Consider the following 22077-nt stretch of genomic DNA (forward strand, 5'->3'; position numbering starts at 1 on the left):
ACGGCGTCGCTTTCCCGTTCGGCGAGTACGAGCAGATGGCGGCTGCCATGCGCACCTGCGCCGGCCGGGCTGTTCCAGGCGATGCGGTAAAGTGTCGCCTTCGCAGGGGGCACCCGCTGAGAGAGCAGCGTCCTTGCCGGATCAGGAGAAAAATGAATGAGCGAAAACAGGTACAACTACGGCACCTGACAGGATTTACGGCCCGTCGACATCTTTGCCTTGGTCGCGTTCGACGAGACACGCAAGCAGCTCGGCCTGGACGATCTGGCCGCTGCGTCAGCGATGCTTCTCGGTCAGGCTGACGTCCCAGTCCCGGGCAAGTTCGCAGGCGCTACGCCGGGCACGTCCGTCGCCTCCGTTGCCGCTCGGAAGTTGTTTCCTCAAACGTTGCCGTTTCGCCTGCCGATGATCACGGGTGTCGGGTTGTCCGGTATTCGGATCGCCTTCACTCGCCGCCTCGGCGCGTGGGTCGGTCGGGCGGTCCCCGTCGTGGGTGAGGTGTTTCTGGGTGAGGTGTTTCTGGCTCGCGACGCCTACCTGATCATGCGCAACACCGTGTCGACCTACAACCGAATCGTAAAGCCCGAGGACCGGGTGCTCTGAACCATGAAAGACGATACCTGGGAACGCCTGGAAGCCTTCACACGCGAAGAACTCGGTCGGCCGCTGCTCGGCGGCAAGCTGAACTTGCAGCCGGAATCCCGGCTTGAGCAGGATCTCGGCGTCACGGGCCTCGATGGGGTGGAATTCATCGACAGGTGGGCAGAGACATTCGGCGTCGACGCCCAGGGATTCCCGTACCGGCGCTATTTTGGCCCCGAAGGTCAGGAACTGCTGTCGTCACTTATCGGGCTGTTCGTCAAGCGCCTCCGGCACCCGGAACGGCGGCCTCTGACCTTGGGGATGCTGGCCGAGGCAACGCGACGTGGGAAGTGGGACACGGACGCGATCGAGGCTGCCGCGGGGCAGTGATCGTATATGGCCGGGCTGGTCGATGCACTGACCGGCCCTTTTAACTGGCGAAAATACGATTACGCCACGCCAAATTTTGCTGCCTACCGATTTATCGCGCTTGAGCCGGTGCATGTATCGCGCGCGGCTTCATCCGCGTGCCGGCCTTTGCTGCGTGTCGAGCGCGATCCGGTACACCCGCACTGCGTTGTCATGCCAGATCGCGCGGCGCGCGGCGTCGTCGAGATGTGTCATCGCACGAGCAAACGTGCGCAGCAGCGCCGGATACGACACACGCAGCCCGGCCACCGGAAAGTTGCTGGCGAACAGGCAGCGCCGCGCGCCGAAGATCGCGATCGTATCGCGGATGATCCGCGCGTTCTCAGCGTCGTTCCACTCTGCATCGCGCAAGCCGAGTTCGGAGATCTTCACGGTGACGCGTGGCAGGGCGGCAAGCGCCTCCATGCCGCGCCGCCAGTGCGCGAGCCCTGCATCCGAGCGATCCCACGGCAGCCCCGCATGTTCGAGCACGACGTCGACATCCGGTGCACCGGCGAGCATCGAAGCCGCCTCCTCGAGATGCCAGAACGGCACGCGCAGATCCCAGCACAGCCCATGCGCGGCGAGGCGTTCCAGCGCGGCCGGCCAGCGCGGATCGCGCAGCGTGCCCGGCCCGTCGACGGACGCATCCGGCGCGGCGGCCGTACGGGGCTTGAAGCGCACGCCACGCACGCGCGGCCACGCGGTCTGCTCGGCAAGCCGCTCATCCGCGTCACCCGCGAGCAGGTCGACCCACGCGACGACCGCCGACGGCAACCCGTACGACTCCGCGACTTCATGCAGCCAGCGCGTTTCCGCCAGCGCCTCGTCGTGCGCCCGCTCGGCCTCGACATGCACGCTCGCGACGATCGGTGCACCTTGCACTGCGTGCCGGAGCTCGTCCACCCCGAAGTCGCTGCACAGCGCCGTATAGTCGCCGAACATGAAGCGCGCCGGATCGTAGTCCTCCTGCAGCCACGGATAGTGCGCACCGGCATCGAGCCGCCACAGGTGGTGATGCGCATCGACGAGCGCATCCTGCATGCCGTCGAGCGACGACGCGTCGTGCATGTCAGCGCGCGCCGGCGAGCACGTACGACGCATCGGGCTCGCGCAGCGTCGCCAATGCGCCGACGAAACGCCACGTATCGAGATCGAGCTTGCGCACGTAGTCGTCCTGGAACGACACGTACGCGACGCGCCGCGACGGATGAAACGACAGCGCGGTCGGGTTCGCCGGCAGCGCGATGCGTTCGATCTCCTCGAGCTGCCGCGCATCGAACACGGAGATCGACCGCTCGCCCGAATTGGTCAGCAGCAGCAGGTCGCGGCCGTCGGGCGCGCTCGTGCGGTAGATCCGGTTCGGATCGCTACGCGTCTTCACGCGGCGGCCGCAGGTCATCGTGTCGGTGTCGATCTCGACCAGCGTATCGTCGCCGCGATTCGCGACGAACAGCGTGCGTTCGTCGCTCGACAGCGCATTGCCTTCGGGGCGCGGGCCGGGCATCACCGCGCGCGGCGCGACCGTCGCGTCACGCGGATGGAATTGCGTGACCGTATTCGACAGCAGGTGCACGCCGTACGCGCGGCTTGCATCGCGCGTGAGCGTGACGAGGTGCGTCTTCACGCCGCCGGACGGCACGGCCATGTTCGGCACGGGCTGTCGGGTCGGCTCGTCGAACACGAGCAGCATGTCGTGCGCCTCGCTCATCGCATACAGCCGGCCGTCTCGGTCGCTCGCCATCCCATGCGGCCGGTAGTACGGCCACAGGTCGAGCATGCGCGTGTGCGTGCGTTCGACGAGATCGATCTCCGCGATCCGGTGATCGCCGTCATGGCCGCGCGACCACGCGGTCTCGATCCCGAAGATGCCGACGTACGCAAAGCGCTCGTTCACGTCGACGGTGAACTCGTGCGGGAAGTTCGGCAGTACGACGTGCTTGAGCGCGGTTTTCGTGTCGAGGTCGTAGAAGCTGAAGGTGTGGGCGCATTTCTGCACCAGCAACAGGATGTCGTTCATGGTGGGGTCTCCGTCGATTCGTCAGCAAGCCTGCGTATTCGTGTATCCGTTTTCAGTCCTCGCAGCGTTTCGGCAGCGTCAGCGCGAGGAGGCCGGCCACCGCGAGCGTGATCGCGAGGCTGTACACGCCGGCCGCCGCGCTTACGTGCTGGGTCAGCACGCCGACCGCATACGGGCCGCAGAAGCCGCCGAGATTGCCGAGCGCGTTGATCAGGCCGCGCGCGCTGCCGGCCGTCTCGACGCTGCAGAGCTTCGGCGGAATCGCCCAGAACACGCCGGCCGCCGCCTGCAGGAAGAAGCCGCAGCCGATCAGGAACGCGAACGACACGGCCATAGACGCATGCGTGAGCACCGACAGCGCGAGGCACGCGGCGAAGCCGACGAGCGGCAGCAGCACGAACAGGCGGCGCTTGCCGGTTCGGTCAGACAAATACGACGTGACGAACATCCCGATCACCATCGCGACATACGGGAGCATCGCGAGCAGGCCGATCTTGCCCATCCCGGTGTGCGTGAGGTTTTTCAGCAGGGTGGGCAACCACATCGTATAGCCGTAGATGCCGACCTGATAGCAGAAGTTGATCGCGATCAGCAGCCAGATCGTCGGGTTGCGCAGCAGCTCGCCGAACGACGCGGCAGCCGGCGTGCCGGCCGCGCGCTTGCGTTCCTGCTCTTCGCGCAGCGCGTCGAGGATGTAGGCCTTCTCGCGCGGCGACACCCAGCGCGCGGTCTCCGGGCCGTCGTCGGCGAACATCAGCCACACGACGAGGCACAGCAGCGACAGCGCGCCCGCACTGAAGAACAGGTGATGCCAGTCGTACGCGGCGAGGATGAAGCCGGACAGCGGCGCGGTGATCATGCCGGCGAGCGGGACGAACATGATGACCATCGCATTCGCGCGGCCGCGTTCGCGGTCGGGAAACCAGTGGCTGACCATCGTCAGCACGACGGGCAGCATCCCGCCTTCGGCCACGCCGAGCAGGAAGCGCAGCGTCAGCAGTTGCCAGGTATGCGTGACGAGCCCGGTCAGCACCGACAGCACGGCCCAGCTCACGAGCGACCATGCGATGAAGGTCTTGCCGCTGCCGAGCGCCGCGCGCCGGCCGCCGGGAATCTGCAGGAACAGGTAGCCGAAGAAGAAGATGCCGCCGGCGAGGCCGGCCATCGTCGCGTCCATGCCGAGATCGGCGTTCATCCCGCCGGGCATCGCGAACGCGATGTTCACGCGGTCCATGTACGAAATGATGCAGGCGAGCAGCAGCGGCGGGATCACGCGCAGCCAGCGGCGGCGCGGAATGGCTTCGCCGGCTTCGTAGGCCGGGGTGGCCGGGTTCAACAGGGTCATGGTGTCTCCAATCTTGGTGATGGCGGCGGCGGTCTTCTGGTGGACCGCTGTCACGCCGTGACGCGCCGATGCGCAACGCCCTGCGGCGTTGCACGTGTGAACCGATGTCGGGTGCCTCGCGCCTAGCGCCCCCAGCGCAGCACGAGCGGATCGAGCCGCCGCGCCGCGTCGAGCAATCCGGCGCGCACCTGGGGAGGTAGCTCGGGCCACGGTGCGCGCGGTGCGTCGCACGCGATCACGCCGCCTTCGCGCATCAGCGCCTTTGCGGTCAGGAAGCCCGACTGGCGGTTCTCGTAGTTGATCAGCGGCAGCCAGCGCGCGTACTGCTCGACGGCTTCGTCGCGACGGCCGGCGAAATACGCGTCGGTGATCCGGCGAATCCCGTCCGGATAGCCGCCGCCCGTCATCGCGCCGGTCGCGCCGGCATCGAGATCGGCGAGCAGCGTGATGCCTTCCTCGCCGTCCCATGGCCCCTCGATCGCGTCGCCGCCGAGCGCGATCAGCTCGCGCAGCTTCGACGCGGCGCCGGCCGTCTCGATCTTGAAGTACGACACCGCGTCGATCTCGCGGGCGAGCGACGCAAGGAACGGCGCGGACAGCGCGACGCCGCTCGCGGGCGCGTCCTGGATCATCAGCGGAATGTCGAGGCCGTCGGCGGCTTCGCGGAAGAACGCGCGCACCTGCGCTTCCGGCACGCGGAACGTCGCGCCGTGATACGGCGGCATCACCATCACCATCGCCGCGCCGAGTGCCTGCGCGCGCCGGTTACGTTCCGCGCAGATCCGCGCGCTGAAGTGCGACGTCGTGACGATCACCGGCACGCGGCCCGCGACGTGCTCGAGTGTGGCGCGCGTGATCAGGTCGCGTTCGTCGTCGCCGAGCGCGAACTGCTCGGAGTAGTTCGCGTGGATGCAGAGGCCCTGCGAGCCGGCGTCGATCATGAACTCGAGGCAGCGGCGCTGGCCGTCGAGATCGAGCGCGCCGGTTGCGTCGAAGATCGTCGGCACAACCGGAAAGACGCCCTGATAGCGTGCGTTCATGGCGGCCCTCACTCGACGATGTCGAACTGGTCGAGGAATTCGGTCTTCAGCGTGAGGCCGAGGCCCGGCACGTCGTCGCGCAGTTGCACGAAGCCGTTCTCGGCCACCGGCTCGCCGTCGAAGATGTAATAGAACAACTCGTTGCCGACTTCGACGTCGAACATCGGGAAGTACTCGCTCATCGGCGACGCGAGCGTGCTCATCGTCAGGTGATAGTTGTGCATCTGGCCCGCATGCGGAATCACCGGCACGCTGTACGCCTCGCACAGCGCGTTGATCTTGTGCGCCATCGTGATCCCGCCGACGCGGTTCGTGTCGTACTGGACGACCGACACGGCCTTGCGATCCAGCAGCTGCTTGAAGCCGTACAGCGAGAACTCGTGTTCGCCGCCGGAGATCGGGATGCGCGTGAGCTGGTTCAGCTCCGCGTAGCCGTCGATGTCGTCGGCGATCACCGGTTCTTCCAGCCAGCGCGGCTGGTATTTCTCGAGCTTCGGCAGGATGCGCTTCGCGTATTCGAGGTTCCAGCCCATGTAGCACTCGAGCATCAGGTCGTTGTCGTAGCCGATCACCTCGCGGATCGCCGCGACCGACTTCAGGTTCTCGGTCACGCCCTGCTGCCCGTGCGCGGGCCCGTAGCCGAAGCGCATCTTGAACGCGCGGAAGCCTTCCTTCAGGTAGCGCTGCGCCTCGTCCTGCATCTCCTTCAGGTCGGTGCGGTAGAGCTTCGAGTAGTAGCAGGGGATCCTTTCCTTGGTGCGGCCGCCGAGCAGCTTGAACACGGGCTTGCCGACGCTCTTGCCGAGGATGTCCCAGATCGCGATGTCGACCGCCGAGATCGCCGCCATGCCGATGCCCTTGCGGCCCCATGCGTGGGTCGCGCGATACATCCGCTGGTTCAGGTATTCGTAGTCCCACGGGTCCTGGCCGATCACGAGCGGCGCGAGGTACTGGTCGATGATCACCTTCGCGACATGCGGCGCGAGCGCGACGTTGCCGAGGCCGACGATGCCGTCGTCGGTCTCGACTTCGACGACCGTCCACGAATGGAAGCGGAACGTGCTCATCGTTTCCTGCGGCGCGTACAGCAGGTCCATCGCGTTCGAGCAGAAGTTGCCCTGGGGCGGGACGGTCTTGCCTTTCCACTGGAATACGCGGGCGCGGACGGAACGGATCTTCATCGGGTGTCTCCGGAGTTCGGTGTGATGTTTTCGTGTTGAAAGGCGGTCGGCCGGCGTGGCCGTCGGGTCAGGCGGAAACGGCCTGCGTACGGCGCGCGGCGCCCATCCGGCACGCGATCTGCAGCGCCTGCCAGGTCGCACCGACGTCGGCCGTGCCGCGGCCCGCGATGTCGTAGGCGGTGCCGTGCGCGGGCGTCGTGATCGGCACGGGCAGCCCGCCCTGCACCGTCACGCCGCGCGAGAAGCCGAGCAGCTTGATCGCGATCTGCCCCTGGTCGTGGTACATCGTGACGATCGCCTGGTAGTCGCCGGCCTGCGCCTTCAGGAAGATCGTGTCGGCGGGGAACGGGCCGTGGAACGGCGCGTCGGTCGGCCAGTCGCGCGACTGCAGCCGGCGCACGGCCGGCTCGATGATGTCGATTTCCTCGCGGCCGCAGCTGCCGCCGTCGCCGCCGTGCGGGTTGAACGCGGCGATCGCTACCTTCGGCGCCGCGACACCGTTCGCGAGCAGCGACCGGTAGATCAGTTCGGATGCCTGTTCGATTCGCTCGATGCTCAGGTAGCCCGGCGCATCCTTCAGCGGAATGTGCGACGAGATGCGCGCGGTCCACAGCTCGCCGAGCGTGTTGAATTCGCAGAAGTAGCCGGTCACGCCGAGCGCCTCGGCGAAGTGGTGCAGCTCGTCCTCGTGCTTCAGCCCGCCGAGTTTCATCGCGTACTTGTTCAGCGGCGCGAAGCAGATCGCGTCGATGTCGCCGGCGAGCGCGGCGTCGAGGCACAGGTCGAGGACGGTCAGCGTCGAGCGGCCGCCGGCCGCGCCGGGCTGGCCGACCGTGACGTCGGCCGGATCGATCGTGTCGAGGGCGACGAATGCGGGGCGCGCGGTGGACGGCCGGCCGCGCGCGGCGGCGAGCGATGCGACGGGTTCGACGTCGACCGTCATGCCGGCGACGCGCTGGCCGGCTTCCCACAGCCAGCGATCGCCGATCAGCACGAGATTCGCGCGGGCGGTGGCGTCGGGGCGGGCGAGCAGTTTCGCGATCAGTTCGGCGCCGATGCCGGCGGGGTCGCCGAGCGTCAGCGCGACGACGGGCAGGGCGGCGGCGGGCGAGGGGGTGTTCATGCGGTGTCTCCGGTGGCGGCGCTTGGCCGTTTGTCTATGGGGTTGATGCTAGGTAGACGGAATGAGTCGGTAAATTGAAAACTCTTGATGAATCGATAACCTGGAGTAATCAGAGATGGGCTCGATCGACCGACGAGACTCGACCCCGCAACTGCTGAACCGGCTGCGCATGCGGCAGATCGCGCTGCTGCTGGCCGTGGACGAATGCTCGACGCTGCGCGCGGCGGCCGACCAGATGGGCCTCACGCAGCCGGCCGCGACGAAGATGCTGGCCGAACTGGAGAGCGCGCTCGGCCAGCGGCTGTTCGATCGCGTCGGGCGCGGGCTCGTGCTGAACCCGGCCGGCGAGCGCGTGCTCGGCTATTTCCGCGGCATTCGCGGCAGTGTCGAGGCGCTGAATCGCGAGCTCGGCGAGCTGCAGCTCGGCAGCGCGGGGCGGCTCGCGATCGGCAGCATCATGGCGGCGTCGCCGGGGCGGCTCACCGAGGCGCTGGTGCAGTTGAAGGCGCGTTACCCGCTGCTGGCGATCGACATCGCGGTGGATACGAGCGACCGGCTGATGCCGCAGCTGCGCGAAGGCGTGCTCGAAGTGGTGATCGGGCGCCACGTCGGGACCGATTGCGACTTCCGCGTGGTCGACGACGAGGCGCTCGCGATCATCGCGGGCCGCGACCATCCGCTTGCGGGCGCGGGGCCGGTGGAGTTCGACGCGCTGCTCGATTACACGTGGATCCTGCAGCCGGCCGGCAGCCCGGCGCGCGAGGTCGTCGAACGCGAGTTCCGCGCGCGGCACCAGCCGATGCCGCGCGGGCTGGTCGAAACGGGGTCGATCCTGACGACGATGAACCTCGTCGACCGTTCGACGATGCTCGGCGTGATTCCGCTGACGGTGGCGCGGCGCAATGCGGAGCACGGGCTCGTCGCGATCGTCGATTACACGCTCGAACAGAAGCTGCCGTCGTACGGCAGCCTCGTGCGGCGCGACCGGCCGCTGAGCATCCCCGCGCAGCAGTTTCTTGCGCTGTTTCATCGCGAAGGAGCCGGAGATGACGGCGGCGAGTAACGGCGCGGTTTGCCAGCCAAGGCGGCCGAGCCAGCCGCGCAGGCCGCGCTGGCCGAATCAGACGCGGTGGCCGAATCAGCCGATCAGGCCAAATCAGCCGGGCAAGCCGAATCAGCCGGGCAAGCCAAACCAGCCGGGCCGGCCGAATCAGCCGAGCCAGCCGAGCCATCCGGATCAGCCGAGCTAACCGAGCTAACCGAGCTAACCGAGCTAACCGAGCTAACCGAGCCGGCCGAGCAAGCCGAGTCGGTCATGCACCACCATCGCGGAACGCAGTGAAGCGCGATGGCGCCGCCTATGAGACGGATAAGGCAGACGAACCCGAAGCGAACCGCCTCAGCGCACCGACGGCGCCGCAGGCGCGTCGGCGAGCGCCGACATCGATTCCGCCAACGAGCGGTCCGGGCGAATCCGCAGCGCGGCGACGATGCCGATCAGCAGCATCGCGACCGAGCCGATGAACGGCACGGTCCAGCTCCCCGTGCGATCGACGAGATAGCCGAACAGGATCGGCGACAGGATCCCCGAGATCGCGGAGCCCGCGTTCATCATCCCGCTCGCGATGCCGGCGTGGGTTGGCGCGATGTCGCTCGGCACGGCCCAGATCGGCCCGATCGTCAGTTCGAGGCACAGGAACGACCCCGACAGGCACAGTGCGACGCCGGCCGTCGAATGCACGACCGCGAGCGGCAGCAGGCACGCGAGCGCGCCGACGAAGCTCGCGACGATCGCGCTCTGGCGCGACAGCGCGAGGTTGCCGGTCTTCCGGTAGATCCGGTCGCACAGCCAGCCGCCGAGCGTGTCGCCCACCACGCCCGCGAAGAACACGCCGGATGCGAACAGCGCGGTCGACTTCAGGTTCAGGCCCTGGCCGTTCAGGAAGAACGTCGGCAGCCACGTGAAGAACAGCCACGCGGTCCAGCCGTAGCAGAAGTAGACGAAGATGGTCGGCGCCATCCGGCGGAACAGCGGCCCCCACGGCGTCGGGCCGGCAGGCGGCACGGCACGGGCAGCGCGCGGGCGATCGTTGCCGGCTTCGTCGCCGAGCGGATGTTCGCGGAAGCCGACGATCCACCACGCGAGCCACACCAGCGTGACCGCGCCGATCACGAAGAACGCGGCGCGCCACGACAGCCAGGTCATCAGCGCGGCGACGATCGGCGGCGTGACCGCGTTGCCGAGCCGCGAGAACGAATGCGTGAAGCCCTGCACGACGCCGCGCCGCTCGCGCGGGAACCAGTGGGTGATCGCGCGGGCCTGGGCGGGCAGCGTCGCGCCTTCGCCGATGCCGAGCAGCAGGCGCGCGGCGAACAGCAGCCCGAGGCTGTGCACGAAGCCGGTGGTGAAGGTCGACACGACCCAGATCAGCCCGCAGCCGATCAGCGTGATGCGGGCGCCGAACCGGTCGGCGATCCAGCCGCCGCCGATCTGGCAGATTGCATACGAATACGCGAACGCGGAGAATGCGACGCCGAGTTCGGTGTTCGACAGGCCGAGCTCGGCCTTGATCGCGCCGGCCGCGGTTGCGAGGTTGACGCGGTCGACGTAGAGGATGAACGAAAGCGCGCACAGCAGCCACAGCGTGTGGCGCCGTTGACGGTGGTCGTTAGGCATGTGTCTCACTCCATTCTCGTGCGCGGCGTGGCAATGACGCCGCGTTCACTGGCCGGGCCAGCATCGCGCGGCGGCGGAGACACTGTCTAATGAATCTTTGGGATCAATCGATAACCCCAGGTATTCATTCCCGTTTCAGGGGCATCAGCCGCATCATCTGCATCAGCCGCACACGACGCAACCGAGCACCACAGGTGAAGAATTGACCGACGACGAAGAACTTTCACTCCATCGCGAGAGCCGCTTCTGGGATCTGCCGCCGGTGAAATGGTGGATCCGCGGGCATGGCCGCGACGGCTATTCGTTCCGTCTGCTGCTGTGGCCGCCGGTGATCGTGTTCGTGCTCGAATTCATCTGCATGCTGTTCGACGCGTTGTACACCAGCATCGGCGTCAGCGCCGTCGCGACGCTGTTCCTCGGCTTCGCCGGATACCACGGCGCGCAGCGCGAATGGCTGGTGCCGTCCGCGACCACGCGCGCGCTCGTGAAGGCACGCATGAAGAAGGCGGCCGAACGGTTCTCGTCGCTCGGCGTGGGCGCGACCGTGCTCGCGATCTTCGTCGCGGCGACCTCGCTGTCGCTCGTGATGTCGGGTCAGCCGGTGCTGGATACCGCCTCGAAGGACGCGGTGTCGATCTTCATCGCGCTGGTGTTCCTGCCGGTGTACGTGTCCGGCGCGGTGCGCAAGCTGGCGATCGCGCGGATCGAGGAAGTGGAGGCGCTGCGCAACGCGACCCTCGGCACCCGCCTGAAATTCGACCGGGCCGGCGCGGTGCGCGCGGTCGTCGTGCAGGGCGCGGCGGGGAAAGGAACCGTGTCCGTCCGGGAGTACACGGTGCTCGGGTTCAACCCGCCGCTCGAACAGGTCGGGCGCGAACCGGGCGCGTGACGGTTGAAGGTGACGTAAAAGCGACGTGAAGCCGACGTCTCAAGCCGGAAAGCGCGCGTGGTCCGGCGTCGGCACGAGGTTGTCGGGCCACTGTACTTCGAACCGCGTGCCGCCCGCGCCGGTCGGCACGCAGATGGCCTCGCCCTGATGCGCATGGGCGATCGCCGCGACGACGGCGAGCCCGAGGCCGCTGCCGCCGGGCTGCGACTCGTCGATGCGCCGGAAGGCCTTGAACACGTGCGGCGCGAAATCGGCCGGGATGCCGGGGCCGTCGTCCTCGACGCGCAGCCGGCACATGCCTGCTTCGATCCGCGTCTGGATGCGGATCGTGCCGGGCACCGCGTGGCGGCGTGCGTTTTCCAGCAACGCGAGCAGCGCCTGACGGATGCGCACCGGGTCGCAGCGCATGGGCCGCGGGTCGAGATCGAGCACCGGCTGCTGGCCGGCGGCCTGCAGCGTATGGGTGAACACGTCGACCACGGCGCGCACGTCGGCGGCAAGGTCGGCGTCGCGGATCTGGATGCTCAAATGGCCGCTATCCGCGAGGCTGACCACGCGCAGATCCTCGATCAGCCGCGTCAGCCCTTCGACCTGCGTGAGCAGGCTGCGGAACTGCGCTTCGTCGGGCTTGAACACGCCTTCGGCGAGCCCCTGCAGGCGCCCGCGCAGCACCGTGACGGGCGTGCGCAGCTCGTGCGCGATCGCGGCATTCCAGATCGCCTGTTCGTTGGTCACGCGCTGCAGCTCGTCGGCGAGCGCGTTGAAGTGGTCGGCGAGCAGCGCGGCTTCATGCAGCGAGCGGTCGCCTGCCACGGCACGCGCGCCGAGATCGCCGCGCGCGACGCGGCGGATGCTGTCCGTGACCGAATTGAGCGGCACGAGGATGCGGCGCGCGAGATTGACGGCGACCGCGACCGACAGCACGAGGCCGACCGACGTGGTCGCGATCAGCCACAGCCATTCCGGCGCGGTCGGCAGCCAGTCCTTCGTGTTGAAATGCGCGGGCCAGTAGTTGAACGCGACGTAGTAGAAGAGGATGGCGGTGAGCACCATCAGCAGCGTCACGCCGAACACCATCCCGGCCATCGTCAGCGCGATCTGCCGGCTCAGGCCATCGAGCTTCACGTCAACTCCAGAGCTTGTAGCCGACGCCGCGCACGCTGACGGGCACGCCCTGCACGCCGAGGTCGTCCAGCTTCTTGCGCAGCTTGCTGACGTGGCTGTCCACGGTGCGCTCCAGCGCGTCGCCTTCCGGCAGGCAGGTGGCCATCAGCTCGGCGCGGCTGAACACGCGCCGCGGCGCGCGCGCGAGCTGCGCGAGCAGCTTGAACTCGGTGAGCGTCAGCACGAGCGTGTGCCGCTCGCTGCCCACTTCGAGCGTGGCTTCATGGCGTTCGAGATCGATCTCGAACGGCGCGACCCGCAGCACGCGCTGTTCTTCCTGGCGGGAGCCGGCCATCGAACGGCGCAGCACCGCCTGCGCACGCGCGACGACTTCGGCGGGATTGAACGGCTTCACCACGTAATCGTCGGCGCCGATGCGCAGGCCGGTGAGCTTGTCGATGTCCTGGTCGAGCGCGGTCAGCATGATCACGGGCGTGTCGCCGCGATGACGGATTTCGGCGAGCACCTTCCAGCCGTCGACGTGCGGCATCTGCACGTCGAGCAGCACGAGGTCGGGCTTGAGCTGCAGGTGCAGTTCCAGTGCGCGGCGGCCGTCGGCCGCGTGCACGGTGCGCAGGCCGCCGCGCGCGAGATAGGCGGTCAGGATCTCGGCGATCTCGGGTTCGTCTTCTGCGATGAGGACGAGCGCCTGGGCGTCCTGGCCGGCGCTGGAAGGGGGCGGGAGATCAGGCAGGGCCATTCGTGTGAGTCCATCGGGGTTTCCATCGAGTCGCCATACTACCGCATGGGAAACGCCGTCGAGCGGAGGTCGGGCGGCGGTGCGCGCCGGCGTGTGCCGGCGGATTGCTTCGAAGGCGGGGCCTGGCCGAAACCTTTCGGTCAACTCGCGATTCGACGGGGTCGCATGTCGCCGGCGCGTCACACGCGATCGCTCTTCCCGTGCATCACCATGATGGTTTGCTGCATGACCGCGCACAGCGTTTCCTTGTCGCCGGTCACTGCGAAGACTTCCGCCTTGGTCACGATCAGCGTTCGCCCCGGCCGGATCACCTCGCCACGGGCGATCAGCTTGTCGCCCGCGGCAGGCGCGACGAGGTTGATCTTGTATTCGACGGTCAGCACCGACGCATCGGCGGCCACCGTTGTCATCGACGCGTAGCCGGCGGCCGAATCGGCGATCATGCCGACCACGCCACCGTGGACGAAGCCGTGCTGCTGCTCGATGCCCTGCCAGTGCGGTACGTGGATCTCGGTCCGTCCGACGTCGATCAGCGGCATCCTGGCCTGGATCAGACGCATCGCGTGCTGCTTGTCGAAACTGGCGGCGACGGATTCGAAATAGTTCGGGTTGAGGGCGTCGGTCATCGTGTGTCGAGCGGGGTGGGCAGCGGCGGGCGCGGAGGCTGGGTGCAAGCGGGCGGCGGTGTGTTCCGGAGGCGTAACGCATAAGGAAAGCCGTTCGCCCTAAAATCGGCTCTCCTGTCTCCAGCGGCCATCCGATGCTGATGCTCATCCTTCACCCGCTTTCCGGCGAGTCGGCCAGCGACCGTGCCGACGTCTGGCGTGTCTTCACTGAAGCACCTTCGTACACGCAATGCGTCGAAGGCCGTTTGCCGACCGAGGAAGACGTCGACGATTTTTTCGACGGCAAGCCTGCCGCCAAGGCGGCGGCCGACAAATCGGTGTTCGGGTTGTGCGTCGACCAGCACATGATCGGCTGCGCGGATGTCATCCGGGCCTATCCGGACGACGACTGCCTGTGGATCGGTCTGCTGTTGCTCTCGGAAGCGCATCAGCAGCGCGGTTACGGCAAGGCCGCGTTGGGGTTGCTCCTCGACATGGCGAGGAAATGGGGCTACCGCACCGCGCAACTGGCCGTCATTTCGACCAATCCTCGCGCCCAGGCCTTCTGGCAGCGCGAAGGTTTCGACGAGATTCGTCGCACTGTGAATCCGAGGTTTTCCGGCGACGTGATCGTCATGCAGCGCACGATCCGGTAGCACACCGCTTCTCGACCCTTGGAAACGGAAGCCGCCGCAACTCACCTATGAATAGTCGAAATACTGCGCGACACCGTGCCTGTCGCCGTCGAAATCGATGGTGGGGCAGGTGCCGATCTCGGGGCGCCCGCCCCAGGTGAGATGCAGCACCGAATAGCGGCCGGGCTCGTCGACGTGGGTGCAGATCACGTCGTCGCAACCCAGTGCGTGAGCGATCACTTTGAGATTGCGCCGGTAGAACGGATGCTCGGGGGGGATTTCGATTTCGAGTTCCGCCTGGATGCGGGCGTGATGGGTATCGCACTCGCGTGACGGATCGTCGAACCTGCACCACCCGTCCGCATCTGGCGCCTGGTCCGGCTTCGTTTCGCTGTCGGAGGTCATGGGGTGTGGGTCTCGCGGATCATGATGATCGATGAAGCGCGGTGCGCGTCATGCCGGGGAATCGACTGCCGGCCATCCCGGTGTCGGGATGGGCACGTTCGGGTATGGCCGGCAGGGCCGGTCGCCATTGTTTCATGCGGGCCTCTGCCTGCCCGGCTGGCGCGCTGTTGCCTCAGATCTGGCCGAGCAGCACCAGTATCACGACGATGAGGACGACCAGCCCGACGGTGCCCGACGGCCAATAGCCCCAACTTCGGCTGTGGGGCCATGCAGGAAATGCACCGATGAGTAGGAGAATCAGAATGATGATTAGGATAGTACCGAGCATCGCACCCCTCCTGGAACGGATTTGACTTTGCGGTTCTCCCGCCGAGGGCGATGGGAGCAATGCGCGTGCCGCGACGGCGCGCGCCGAACAGCGGCAAGGTCCGGAGCGGAGTGAATTCACAAAATGAATACCCCCGGATTCAGAAAATAAAGTTTAAAAATGCGTCCCTGCCCCCTATGCTGAATCCTTCTGATCTGGCGGGCATGCGATGGCTGAACTTTTTCTGGTACGGCATGGGCAGGCGTCCTTCGGCACGGACGACTACGACCGGTTGTCCGCGGCGGGCGAGCGGCAGGGCGTCTGGCTCGGCGAATACTTCGCGCAGCAAGCGCTCACATTCGACCGCGTGATCTGCGGCACGCTGAACCGCCACGCGCAGACGGTCGACGCGATCCTGCGCGGGATGGGCCGGGAAGGCGCGCCCGTCGACCGCCACCCGGGCCTGAACGAATACGACTTCCACGGTCTGTTCGCGGCCGCCGCGCACGACTACCCCGACATCGCCCGCCTCGCGGCCGGCTCGATGAAGGAGCATTTCCGCGCGCTCCGGCAGGTGCTGCAGCTCTGGTCGGAAGACAAGCTCGGCGAGTCGGCCCCCGAGACCTGGGCACACTTCCAGCAGCGCGTGGCCGAGGCCCGCGCGGCGATCCGCCACGGCGGCGGCCAGCGCGTGCTGGCGGTGAGCTCCGGCGGCCCGATCGCGGTCACCGTGCAGCAGGTGCTGGCCGCCCCGCCGTCGAGCGCGATCGCGCTGAACCTGCAGATCCGCAACAGCAGTCTTTCGCAGTTTTTCTTCAATGCCGATGCGTTCCACCTCGCGTCGTTCAACGGCATCCCGCATCTGGAGGATCCCGAACGACACGCGCTGCGAACCTACGGCTGACCCACGAACGATCGCGACGATGACGAACCCTACCCAGCAACTCGACGTAGCCCGCCTCACGCGCTATCTGGAAGCGCACGTGCCGGGCTTCGAAGGCCCGGTCGACACGGAGAAGTTTGCCGGCGGCCAGTCGAATCCGACTTTCCTGCTGCACGCGAAGAGCGGCCGCTACGTGCTGCGCCGCCAGCCGCCGGGCGAACTGCTGAAGTCCGCCCATGCGGTCGACCGCGAATTCCGCGTGCTGAGCGCGCTGTCGGGCACTGCGGTGCCGGTCGCGCGTCCGTATCACCTCTGCGAAGACCGCGACGTGATCGGCAGCCTGTTCTACGTGATGAGCTACGAGGACGGCCGGATCTTCTGGGATCCCGCACTGCCGGAACTGCCGAAGGCCGATCGCGCGGCATGCTACGACGCACTGCTGCAGACGATGGCCGCGTTGCACGACGTCGATGTCGATGCGGTGGGCCTCGCCGACTACGGCCGCCCCGGCAATTACTTCGAGCGCCAGATCGGCGTGTGGACGAAGCAGTACCGCGCGGCGGAAACCGAGCGCCTCGACGCGATGGAAACGCTGATCGACTGGCTGCCGAAGGCGTGCCCTGCCGACACGGGCCGGCCGACGCTGGTGCATGGCGATTTCCGGATCGACAACCTGATGTTCGCGCGCGACAGCTATCGCGTGCAGGCCGTGCTCGACTGGGAGCTGTCGACGCTCGGCAATCCGCTCGCCGATCTCGCGTATCTCTGCATGTGCCTGCGGCTGCCGTCCGGCGGGCAGGTGCGCGGGCTCGCGGGCCAGGATCGCGCCGAACTCGGCGTGCCGGACGAAGCGGCGATCGTCGCGCGCTATTGCGAACTGCGCGGCATCGAGCCGATCCGCGACTGGCACTTCTACCTCGCGTTCAGTTTCTTCCGGCTCGCGTCGATCGCGCAGGGCGTGAAGGCGCGCGCGCTGCAGGGCAATGCGTCGAGCGAGCAGGCGCTGCGCGTCGGCGCGATGGCCGGGCGGCTCGCCGAGCTGGCCGTCGGCGTGATCGACGCGCATCGCTGAAGCGGCCGGTTTCACCGGGCAGCGGCAGGACACCACATCAATGGAGGAGCACAGCAACATGGCAACGAATCTGTTCGACCTGACGGGCAAGATCGCCCTGGTGACGGGCGCGAGCCGCGGCATCGGCGAGGAAATCGCGAAACTGCTCGCGGAGCAGGGCGCGCACGTGATCGTGTCGAGCCGCAAGCGCGACGACTGTCAGGCCGTGGCCGACGAGATCGTCGCGGCAGGCGGCCGCGCCGAGGCGCTGGCCTGCCACGTCGGGCGGCTCGAAGATATCGCCGCGACGTTCGAGCACATTCGCGGCAAGCACGGCCGCCTCGACATCCTCGTGAACAACGCGGCCGCGAACCCGTATTTCGGGCACATCCTCGATACCGATCTCGCCGCGTACGAGAAGACGGTCGACGTGAACATCCGCGGCTACTTCTTCATGTCGGTCGAGGCCGGCAAGCTGATGAAGACGCATGGCGGCGGCGCGATCGTGAACACCGCGTCGGTGAACGCGCTGCAGCCGGGCGACCGGCAGGGCATCTACTCGATCACGAAGGCGGCGGTCGTCAACATGACGAAGGCGTTCGCGAAGGAATGCGGGCCGCTCGGCATCCGCGTGAACGCGTTGCTGCCGGGTCTCACGAAGACGAAGTTCGCGGGTGCGCTGTTCGCCGACAAGGACATCTACGAGACCTGGATGGGGAAGATCCCGCTGCGCCGCCATGCGGAGCCGCGCGAAATGGCCGGCACGGTGCTGTATCTCGTGTCGGACGCGGCGAGCTACACGAACGGCGAATGCATCGTCGTCGACGGCGGCCTGACGATCTGAGCGCGCGATGAAGATCGACAGCTATGCCGGGCAAGCCGTGATGATCACCGGCGCCGCGAGCGGTTTCGGCGCGTTGCTCGCGAGCGAGCTGGCCGCGATGGGCGCGCGCGTCGCGCTCGGCGACCTGAACGGCGAAGCGCTCGAACGCGTGGCCGCGCCGCTGCGCGCGGCCGGCGCCGACGTGATCGCGCAGCGCTGCGACGTGCGCGTCGAGGCGGAGGTGGCCGCGCTGGTGCAGGCGGCGGCCGAGCGTTTCGGCCGGCTCGACGTCGGCATCAACAACGCGGGCATCGCACCGCCGATGAAGGCGGTGATCGATACGGACGAAGCCGATCTCGACCTGAGTTTCGCGGTGAACGCGAAGGGCGTGTTCTTCGGGATGAAGCACCAGATCCGCCAGATGCTCGCGCAGCGCGCAGGCGTGATCCTGAACGTCGCGTCGATGGCCGGGCTCGGCGGCGCGCCGAAGCTGGCGGCCTACGCGGCGTCCAAGCATGCGGTGGTCGGGCTCACGAAGACGGCGGCCATCGAATACGCGCGCCACGGCATTCGCGTGAATGCGGTGTGCCCGTTCTACAGCACGACGCCGATGGTCACCGACAGCGACATCGGCGACCGCCAGGACTTTCTCGCGCAGGGCTCGCCGATGAAGCGGCTCGGCCGGCCCGAGGAAATCGTCGCGACGATGCTGACGCTGTGCGCGAAGGAAAACACTTATCTGACCGGGCAGGCCGTCGCCGTCGACGGCGGTGTCTCGGCCTTCTGACCGAACCGAACGAACGGAATCGAGGAGTCGATCATGGACTTTGGCTACACCCCGAAAGTGGAAGAACTGCGCAGCCGCGTGCGCGCATTCATGGACGCGCACATCGTGCCGCGCATTCGCCAGTGGAACGAGGAAGTGCACGCGGGCCAGTATCCCGTGTCGTTCATGGAGGAACTGAAGGAACGCGCGAAGGCGGAAGGGTTGTGGAACCTGTTCCTGCCGCACCTGAAGGACGACGAGCCCGGCATGGGCCTGACGAACCTCGAATACGCGCCGCTCGCCGAGATCATGGGGCGCGTGGGCTGGGCGTCGGAAGTGTTCAACTGCAACGCGCCGGACACCGGCAACATGGAGCTGCTGCACATGTTCGCGACGCCCGAGCAGCGCGAACAGTGGCTGAAGCCGCTGTTGCGCGGCGAGATCCGCTCGGCATTCGCGATGACGGAGCCCGACGTGGCATCGTCGGATGCGACGAACATCACGACGCGCATCGAGCGCGTGGGCAACGAGTACGTGATCAACGGCCGCAAGTGGTTCATCACGAACGCCGCGCATCCGAACTGCAGGATCCTCATCGTGATGGGCAAGACCGATCCCGAGGCCGCGTCGCACCAGCAGCAGAGCATGATCCTCGTGCCGCGCGACACGCCGGGCGTGACGATCGTGCGCAACATCACGGTGGTCAATCACTACGCGCCGGAAGGGCATTGCGAGATCACGTTCGACAATGTGCGCGTGCCGGCGAGCAACCTGCTCGGCGAGGAAGGCAGCGGCTTCGCGCTCGCGCAGGCCCGCCTCGGGCCGGGCCGCATCCACCACTGCATGCGCTCGATCGGCGCGGCCGAGCTTGCGCTGGAGCTGATGGTCGACCGCGCGCAGTCGCGCGTCGCGTTCGGCAAGCCGCTGAACAAGCACGGCACGGTTGGCGAATGGATCGCACGCTCGCGCATCGAGATCGAGCAGGCGCGTTTGCTGGTGCTGAAGGCCGCGTGGATGATCGACAAGGTCGGCGCGAAGGCTGCCCGCAAGGAAATCTCGATGATCAAGGCGCTGGTGCCGACCGTCTATACGGACGTGTGCGACCGTGCGATGCAGGTGTTCGGCGCGGCGGGGTTGAGCCCCGATACGCCGCTCGCCGACCACTGGACCTGGGGTCGCGCGCTGCGCTTCGCCGACGGCCCGGACGAGGTGCATCTGCAGGCGATCGCGCGAATGGAAATCAAGGACGGCGAGCCGGGTTCGACGGCCGCGTACCTGACGCCGCCGCCGCGCGGCTGAGCGCCGCGCCACGATGCGCAGGGCCGTGGACGAACGGGAGGCGCACGCCGTAAGATGCCGGCAAGGAGAACCGGCGATGCGCCTTTCGAAGATTGACCTGAACCTGTTCGTCGTATTCGACGCGATCTACACCAAGCGCAACCTGACGCGCGCGGCCGAGGTGCTGAACCTCACGCAGCCGGCCGTCAGCAACGCGCTGGCGCGGCTGCGCAAGACCCTGAACGATCCGCTGTTCGTCAGCACGCCGGCCGGGATGATGCCGACGCCGCTGGCCGAGAACATCGTCGGCCGCGTGCGCGAGGCGATGCAGTTGCTCGATTCGAGCGCGCACGAAGGCGACGTGTTCGATCCGGCGTCGTCGACGCGCGTGTTCCGGATGAGCATGAGCGACCTGACCGAGGCGCTGCTGTTGCCCGCGCTCGGCGAACTGCTGCAGACGCATGCGCCCGGCATGCACGTGCGCAGCTACACGATGGATCGCCGCGAAGTCGCGACCGCGCTCGCGAACGGCTCCGTCGACATCGCGATCGACGCACCGCTGATCGGCGATCCGCACCTGCACCAGGCGCTGCTCGTGCGCGACCGCTATGCGTGCATGATCCGCAACGATCACCCGTTCAAGGGCGACACGCTCACCATGGACGACTACCTTGCAATGGGGCACATCCACGTGTCGAGCCGCCGCAAGGGCAGCGGGCACGTCGACGCGGAGCTGACGCGCCTCGGGCTGCGCCGCACCATCCAGATGCGCGTGCAGCACTACATGGTCGCGCCGCTGATCGCGATGCGCGGCGATCTCGCGCTGACGGCGCCGCTGCGGCTGCTGCAGCGCTATCCGGCGCGCATTCTCGAACTACCGTTCGAGATGCCGGGCCTCGAATACTTCTGCTACTGGCACCGCAGCGCCGATCAGGACCAGGGCAGCCGGTGGCTGCGCGAGCAACTGGTGAGGCTGATGGGCGGGATCGGCGACGCGCAGTGATGCGTGTGCGGGGCACGCCAATGGGGCGATGCGGCAGCGGTGCCGTGCCACCGCCCGTCCCGGTCGAATGCGCGCCCGTCACGGCGCCGTGCGCTGCCCCTCTCTCGGCCCGTGCCCCGTCCACCGCTTGAACGCGCGCCGGAAGTTGTGCGCGTCGCTGAACCCGACTTCGTGTGCGACGTCCTCGATCGACAATCGCGGGTTGCTCAGCAGCGTGAACGCGCGCTTCCTGCGAATCGTGTCGATCACCGTCTGATACGACACGCCCTGATCGGCGAGCCGTCGCCGGAGTGTGCGCTCGCTCATGCACAGTTGCGCGGCGATCGCCGCGAGCGACGGCGCATGCCGCAGGTCGCGCCGCATGATCCGTTCGATCGATTCGAGAAATTCGGTGCCTTCGGGTTCGGGCGGCAACGCGTCCTGCAGGAATTCGAGTGCCTGGCGATGCGCGAGCGGATCGTGGGTCGCGATTGGGCGGTTGCCGAGCGCGGCGTCGCATGAGAACAGGTTCTGCTCCTGCTCGAACCGTACCGGGCACGGGAACACGCGCGCGTATTGTTCCGCATAGGCCGGCGGCGGGTAGCTGAGATCGACGACCTTCGGCTGGAACGCGGGGCCGACGAGCGAGCGCCCGATCTTCATGAAGCTGCCGAACGCTTCCTCGACGAGGAACGCCTCGATGTCGGGTTCGAGGAAGACGTTGGTCGCGCGGATCGACAGCGTGCGTGCATCCGACGTCACGTCGAAGCGCAACAGCGGCCCCGTGTGGCGCTGCAGTGCCATCCCGACCGCGATCGCTTCCTTCAGCGTCGGGCTCGTCAGCATCGCGTAGCCGACCAGGCCGATCGACGCGATCGTCTCGCTCGTGCCGAGTTCGAGGCCGAGCGCCCGCCCCGGCGCCATCTCGAGCGCGCGGCGGATCATCGTGCTCGCCTGGCGCAAGGAAATCCGGCACGACGGATTCGACAGGTCCGCGACGTCGAAGCCGAGCCCGAGGCACAGCCGCGTGGGGTCGATGCCCAGTTCCTTGCTTGTCTCCGCGAGGCACCGCAACAAATGGACCGGCAGATTCGCCGTCGTATAACGGTCGGGTTCGTCCATGGATGCTCCGTATTTTTTTCCATGGATTGTACTCGTCCCGCCCGGCCGGAAACCCGGTGCCGCCCCGGCCGCGATTGCCCACATCCCGCGC

The 22077-nt window shown here is 67.4% G+C and carries 23 protein-coding genes and 1 pseudogene; 11 read left to right on the top strand and 13 right to left on the bottom strand.

Going from position 1 to position 22077, the window contains the following annotated elements:
* The first annotated feature begins 156 nt into the window (after nucleotides 1-156).
* Together CFB50_RS18705 and CFB50_RS18710 are read left to right on the top strand one after the other, a co-directional pair.
* Nucleotides 157-603, top strand: a pseudogene (locus CFB50_RS18705) (STM2901 family protein).
* A gap of 3 nt (nucleotides 604-606) precedes the next feature.
* A complete protein-coding gene (locus CFB50_RS18710) occupies nucleotides 607-972 on the top strand; it encodes a DUF1493 family protein (RefSeq protein WP_089446832.1) in 366 nt (121 codons plus the stop codon).
* 129 nt (nucleotides 973-1101) lie between these two features.
* Here the strand turns inward: CFB50_RS18710 and CFB50_RS18715 are convergent, their stop codons facing one another.
* From CFB50_RS18715 to CFB50_RS18740, 6 genes are all read right to left on the bottom strand, one after another.
* Nucleotides 1102-2061, bottom strand: coding sequence for an amidohydrolase family protein (locus tag CFB50_RS18715; protein WP_089446833.1), 960 nt, complete (start codon nucleotides 2059-2061; stop codon nucleotides 1102-1104).
* A 1-nt stretch (nucleotide 2062) separates the two neighbouring features.
* Complete coding sequence (locus CFB50_RS18720; protein WP_089446834.1) at nucleotides 2063-3010, bottom strand: YncE family protein; 948 nt, start codon at nucleotides 3008-3010, stop codon at nucleotides 2063-2065.
* 52 nt (nucleotides 3011-3062) lie between these two features.
* Nucleotides 3063-4355 (bottom strand): MFS transporter, encoded by a 1293-nt coding sequence (locus CFB50_RS18725; protein ID WP_039344369.1) that lies wholly within the window; start codon nucleotides 4353-4355, stop codon nucleotides 3063-3065.
* Nucleotides 4356-4477: 122 nt separating this feature from the next.
* Complete coding sequence (locus tag CFB50_RS18730) at nucleotides 4478-5395, bottom strand: dihydrodipicolinate synthase family protein (protein WP_089446835.1); 918 nt, start codon at nucleotides 5393-5395, stop codon at nucleotides 4478-4480.
* 8 nt (nucleotides 5396-5403) lie between these two features.
* The gene (locus CFB50_RS18735) at nucleotides 5404-6576 is read right to left on the bottom strand and encodes an L-rhamnonate dehydratase (protein WP_089446836.1); all 1173 of its coding nucleotides are present in this window, start codon (nucleotides 6574-6576) and stop codon (nucleotides 5404-5406) included.
* 67 nt (nucleotides 6577-6643) lie between these two features.
* Nucleotides 6644-7699, bottom strand: a complete 1056-nt coding sequence (locus CFB50_RS18740; RefSeq protein WP_089446837.1) for a 4-hydroxythreonine-4-phosphate dehydrogenase PdxA — start codon at nucleotides 7697-7699, stop codon at nucleotides 6644-6646.
* Nucleotides 7700-7814: 115 nt separating this feature from the next.
* On the opposite strand from CFB50_RS18740, the gene CFB50_RS18745 reads away from it, so the two are divergent.
* Entirely contained in the window at nucleotides 7815-8762 is a 948-nt protein-coding gene (locus tag CFB50_RS18745) for a LysR family transcriptional regulator (RefSeq protein WP_089446838.1), read from the top strand.
* A gap of 336 nt (nucleotides 8763-9098) precedes the next feature.
* Here CFB50_RS18745 and CFB50_RS18755 read toward each other — a convergent pair whose 3' ends face one another.
* The gene (locus CFB50_RS18755; protein WP_089446839.1) at nucleotides 9099-10376 is read right to left on the bottom strand and encodes an MFS transporter; all 1278 of its coding nucleotides are present in this window, start codon (nucleotides 10374-10376) and stop codon (nucleotides 9099-9101) included.
* Nucleotides 10377-10578: 202 nt separating this feature from the next.
* Here CFB50_RS18755 and CFB50_RS18760 point away from each other — a divergent pair, with 202 nt between their 5' ends.
* Nucleotides 10579-11265: a hypothetical protein gene (locus tag CFB50_RS18760; protein ID WP_069250480.1), complete on the top strand. Its 687-nt coding sequence runs from the start codon at nucleotides 10579-10581 to the stop codon at nucleotides 11263-11265.
* 39 nt (nucleotides 11266-11304) lie between these two features.
* On the opposite strand, the gene CFB50_RS18765 is transcribed toward CFB50_RS18760, so the two are convergent.
* The 3 genes from CFB50_RS18765 to CFB50_RS18775 form a co-directional block, all read right to left on the bottom strand.
* On the bottom strand, nucleotides 11305-12390 hold the full coding sequence (locus CFB50_RS18765) for an ATP-binding protein (protein WP_089446840.1): 1086 nt from the start codon (nucleotides 12388-12390) through the stop codon (nucleotides 11305-11307).
* A gap of 1 nt (nucleotide 12391) precedes the next feature.
* Nucleotides 12392-13129, bottom strand: coding sequence for a response regulator (locus tag CFB50_RS18770; RefSeq protein ID WP_089446841.1), 738 nt, complete (start codon nucleotides 13127-13129; stop codon nucleotides 12392-12394).
* Nucleotides 13130-13308: 179 nt separating this feature from the next.
* A complete protein-coding gene (locus tag CFB50_RS18775) occupies nucleotides 13309-13755 on the bottom strand; it encodes a PaaI family thioesterase (RefSeq protein ID WP_089446842.1) in 447 nt (148 codons plus the stop codon).
* A gap of 134 nt (nucleotides 13756-13889) precedes the next feature.
* Between CFB50_RS18775 and CFB50_RS18780 the strand changes: the two genes are divergently transcribed.
* Nucleotides 13890-14390 carry a GNAT family N-acetyltransferase gene (locus CFB50_RS18780; protein WP_089446843.1) on the top strand — a complete coding sequence of 167 codons (501 nt, stop codon included), beginning with the start codon at nucleotides 13890-13892 and terminating at the stop codon, nucleotides 14388-14390.
* Between the two features lie 45 nt (nucleotides 14391-14435).
* Here the strand turns inward: CFB50_RS18780 and CFB50_RS18785 are convergent, their stop codons facing one another.
* Nucleotides 14436-14774: a hypothetical protein gene (locus CFB50_RS18785; RefSeq protein WP_089446844.1), complete on the bottom strand. Its 339-nt coding sequence runs from the start codon at nucleotides 14772-14774 to the stop codon at nucleotides 14436-14438.
* Between the two features lie 172 nt (nucleotides 14775-14946).
* Nucleotides 14947-15102 carry a DUF3309 family protein gene (locus CFB50_RS18790; protein ID WP_089446845.1) on the bottom strand — a complete coding sequence of 52 codons (156 nt, stop codon included), beginning with the start codon at nucleotides 15100-15102 and terminating at the stop codon, nucleotides 14947-14949.
* A 208-nt stretch (nucleotides 15103-15310) separates the two neighbouring features.
* Between CFB50_RS18790 and CFB50_RS18795 the strand changes: the two genes are divergently transcribed.
* From CFB50_RS18795 to CFB50_RS18820, 6 genes are all read left to right on the top strand, one after another.
* Nucleotides 15311-15985, top strand: coding sequence for a histidine phosphatase family protein (locus tag CFB50_RS18795; RefSeq protein ID WP_089446846.1), 675 nt, complete (start codon nucleotides 15311-15313; stop codon nucleotides 15983-15985).
* A gap of 19 nt (nucleotides 15986-16004) precedes the next feature.
* Entirely contained in the window at nucleotides 16005-17036 is a 1032-nt protein-coding gene (locus tag CFB50_RS18800) for a phosphotransferase (protein ID WP_089446847.1), read from the top strand.
* Nucleotides 17037-17094: 58 nt separating this feature from the next.
* Nucleotides 17095-17859: an SDR family oxidoreductase gene (locus tag CFB50_RS18805; RefSeq protein WP_089448361.1), complete on the top strand. Its 765-nt coding sequence runs from the start codon at nucleotides 17095-17097 to the stop codon at nucleotides 17857-17859.
* A gap of 7 nt (nucleotides 17860-17866) precedes the next feature.
* Nucleotides 17867-18625 (top strand): SDR family NAD(P)-dependent oxidoreductase, encoded by a 759-nt coding sequence (locus CFB50_RS18810; protein WP_089446848.1) that lies wholly within the window; start codon nucleotides 17867-17869, stop codon nucleotides 18623-18625.
* A 33-nt stretch (nucleotides 18626-18658) separates the two neighbouring features.
* Nucleotides 18659-19903, top strand: a complete 1245-nt coding sequence (locus CFB50_RS18815) for an acyl-CoA dehydrogenase family protein (RefSeq protein ID WP_089446849.1) — start codon at nucleotides 18659-18661, stop codon at nucleotides 19901-19903.
* Between the two features lie 76 nt (nucleotides 19904-19979).
* Entirely contained in the window at nucleotides 19980-20885 is a 906-nt protein-coding gene (locus CFB50_RS18820) for a LysR family transcriptional regulator (protein WP_089446850.1), read from the top strand.
* Between the two features lie 78 nt (nucleotides 20886-20963).
* On the opposite strand, the gene CFB50_RS18825 is transcribed toward CFB50_RS18820, so the two are convergent.
* On the bottom strand, nucleotides 20964-21986 hold the full coding sequence (locus CFB50_RS18825; RefSeq protein ID WP_089446851.1) for an AraC family transcriptional regulator: 1023 nt from the start codon (nucleotides 21984-21986) through the stop codon (nucleotides 20964-20966).
* Between the last annotated feature and the right edge of the window lie 91 nt (nucleotides 21987-22077).

The organism is Burkholderia sp. AU33423 (assembly GCF_002223135.1).
GTDB classification, from domain to species: domain Bacteria; phylum Pseudomonadota; class Gammaproteobacteria; order Burkholderiales; family Burkholderiaceae; genus Burkholderia; species Burkholderia lata_D.

Excerpts from the sequence above, each read along its gene's own strand:
- CFB50_RS18710 (WP_089446832.1), top strand. The coding sequence starts at position 607 with ATGAAAGACGATACCTGGGAACGCCTGGAAGCCTTCACACGCGAAGAA.
- CFB50_RS18715 (WP_089446833.1), bottom strand. The coding sequence starts at position 2,061 with ATGCACGACGCGTCGTCGCTCGACGGCATGCAGGATGCGCTCGTCGAT.
- CFB50_RS18720 (WP_089446834.1), bottom strand. The coding sequence starts at position 3,010 with ATGAACGACATCCTGTTGCTGGTGCAGAAATGCGCCCACACCTTCAGC.
- CFB50_RS18725 (WP_039344369.1), bottom strand. The coding sequence starts at position 4,355 with ATGACCCTGTTGAACCCGGCCACCCCGGCCTACGAAGCCGGCGAAGCC.
- CFB50_RS18730 (WP_089446835.1), bottom strand. The coding sequence starts at position 5,395 with ATGAACGCACGCTATCAGGGCGTCTTTCCGGTTGTGCCGACGATCTTC.
- CFB50_RS18735 (WP_089446836.1), bottom strand. The coding sequence starts at position 6,576 with ATGAAGATCCGTTCCGTCCGCGCCCGCGTATTCCAGTGGAAAGGCAAG.
- CFB50_RS18740 (WP_089446837.1), bottom strand. The coding sequence starts at position 7,699 with ATGAACACCCCCTCGCCCGCCGCCGCCCTGCCCGTCGTCGCGCTGACG.
- CFB50_RS18745 (WP_089446838.1), top strand. The coding sequence starts at position 7,815 with ATGGGCTCGATCGACCGACGAGACTCGACCCCGCAACTGCTGAACCGG.
- CFB50_RS18755 (WP_089446839.1), bottom strand. The coding sequence starts at position 10,376 with ATGCCTAACGACCACCGTCAACGGCGCCACACGCTGTGGCTGCTGTGC.
- CFB50_RS18770 (WP_089446841.1), bottom strand. The coding sequence starts at position 13,129 with ATGGCCCTGCCTGATCTCCCGCCCCCTTCCAGCGCCGGCCAGGACGCC.
- CFB50_RS18775 (WP_089446842.1), bottom strand. The coding sequence starts at position 13,755 with ATGACCGACGCCCTCAACCCGAACTATTTCGAATCCGTCGCCGCCAGT.
- CFB50_RS18780 (WP_089446843.1), top strand. The coding sequence starts at position 13,890 with ATGCTGATGCTCATCCTTCACCCGCTTTCCGGCGAGTCGGCCAGCGAC.
- CFB50_RS18785 (WP_089446844.1), bottom strand. The coding sequence starts at position 14,774 with ATGACCTCCGACAGCGAAACGAAGCCGGACCAGGCGCCAGATGCGGAC.
- CFB50_RS18790 (WP_089446845.1), bottom strand. The coding sequence starts at position 15,102 with ATGCTCGGTACTATCCTAATCATCATTCTGATTCTCCTACTCATCGGT.
- CFB50_RS18795 (WP_089446846.1), top strand. The coding sequence starts at position 15,311 with ATGGCTGAACTTTTTCTGGTACGGCATGGGCAGGCGTCCTTCGGCACG.
- CFB50_RS18800 (WP_089446847.1), top strand. The coding sequence starts at position 16,005 with ATGACGAACCCTACCCAGCAACTCGACGTAGCCCGCCTCACGCGCTAT.
- CFB50_RS18805 (WP_089448361.1), top strand. The coding sequence starts at position 17,095 with ATGGCAACGAATCTGTTCGACCTGACGGGCAAGATCGCCCTGGTGACG.
- CFB50_RS18810 (WP_089446848.1), top strand. The coding sequence starts at position 17,867 with ATGAAGATCGACAGCTATGCCGGGCAAGCCGTGATGATCACCGGCGCC.
- CFB50_RS18815 (WP_089446849.1), top strand. The coding sequence starts at position 18,659 with ATGGACTTTGGCTACACCCCGAAAGTGGAAGAACTGCGCAGCCGCGTG.
- CFB50_RS18820 (WP_089446850.1), top strand. The coding sequence starts at position 19,980 with ATGCGCCTTTCGAAGATTGACCTGAACCTGTTCGTCGTATTCGACGCG.
- CFB50_RS18825 (WP_089446851.1), bottom strand. The coding sequence starts at position 21,986 with ATGGACGAACCCGACCGTTATACGACGGCGAATCTGCCGGTCCATTTG.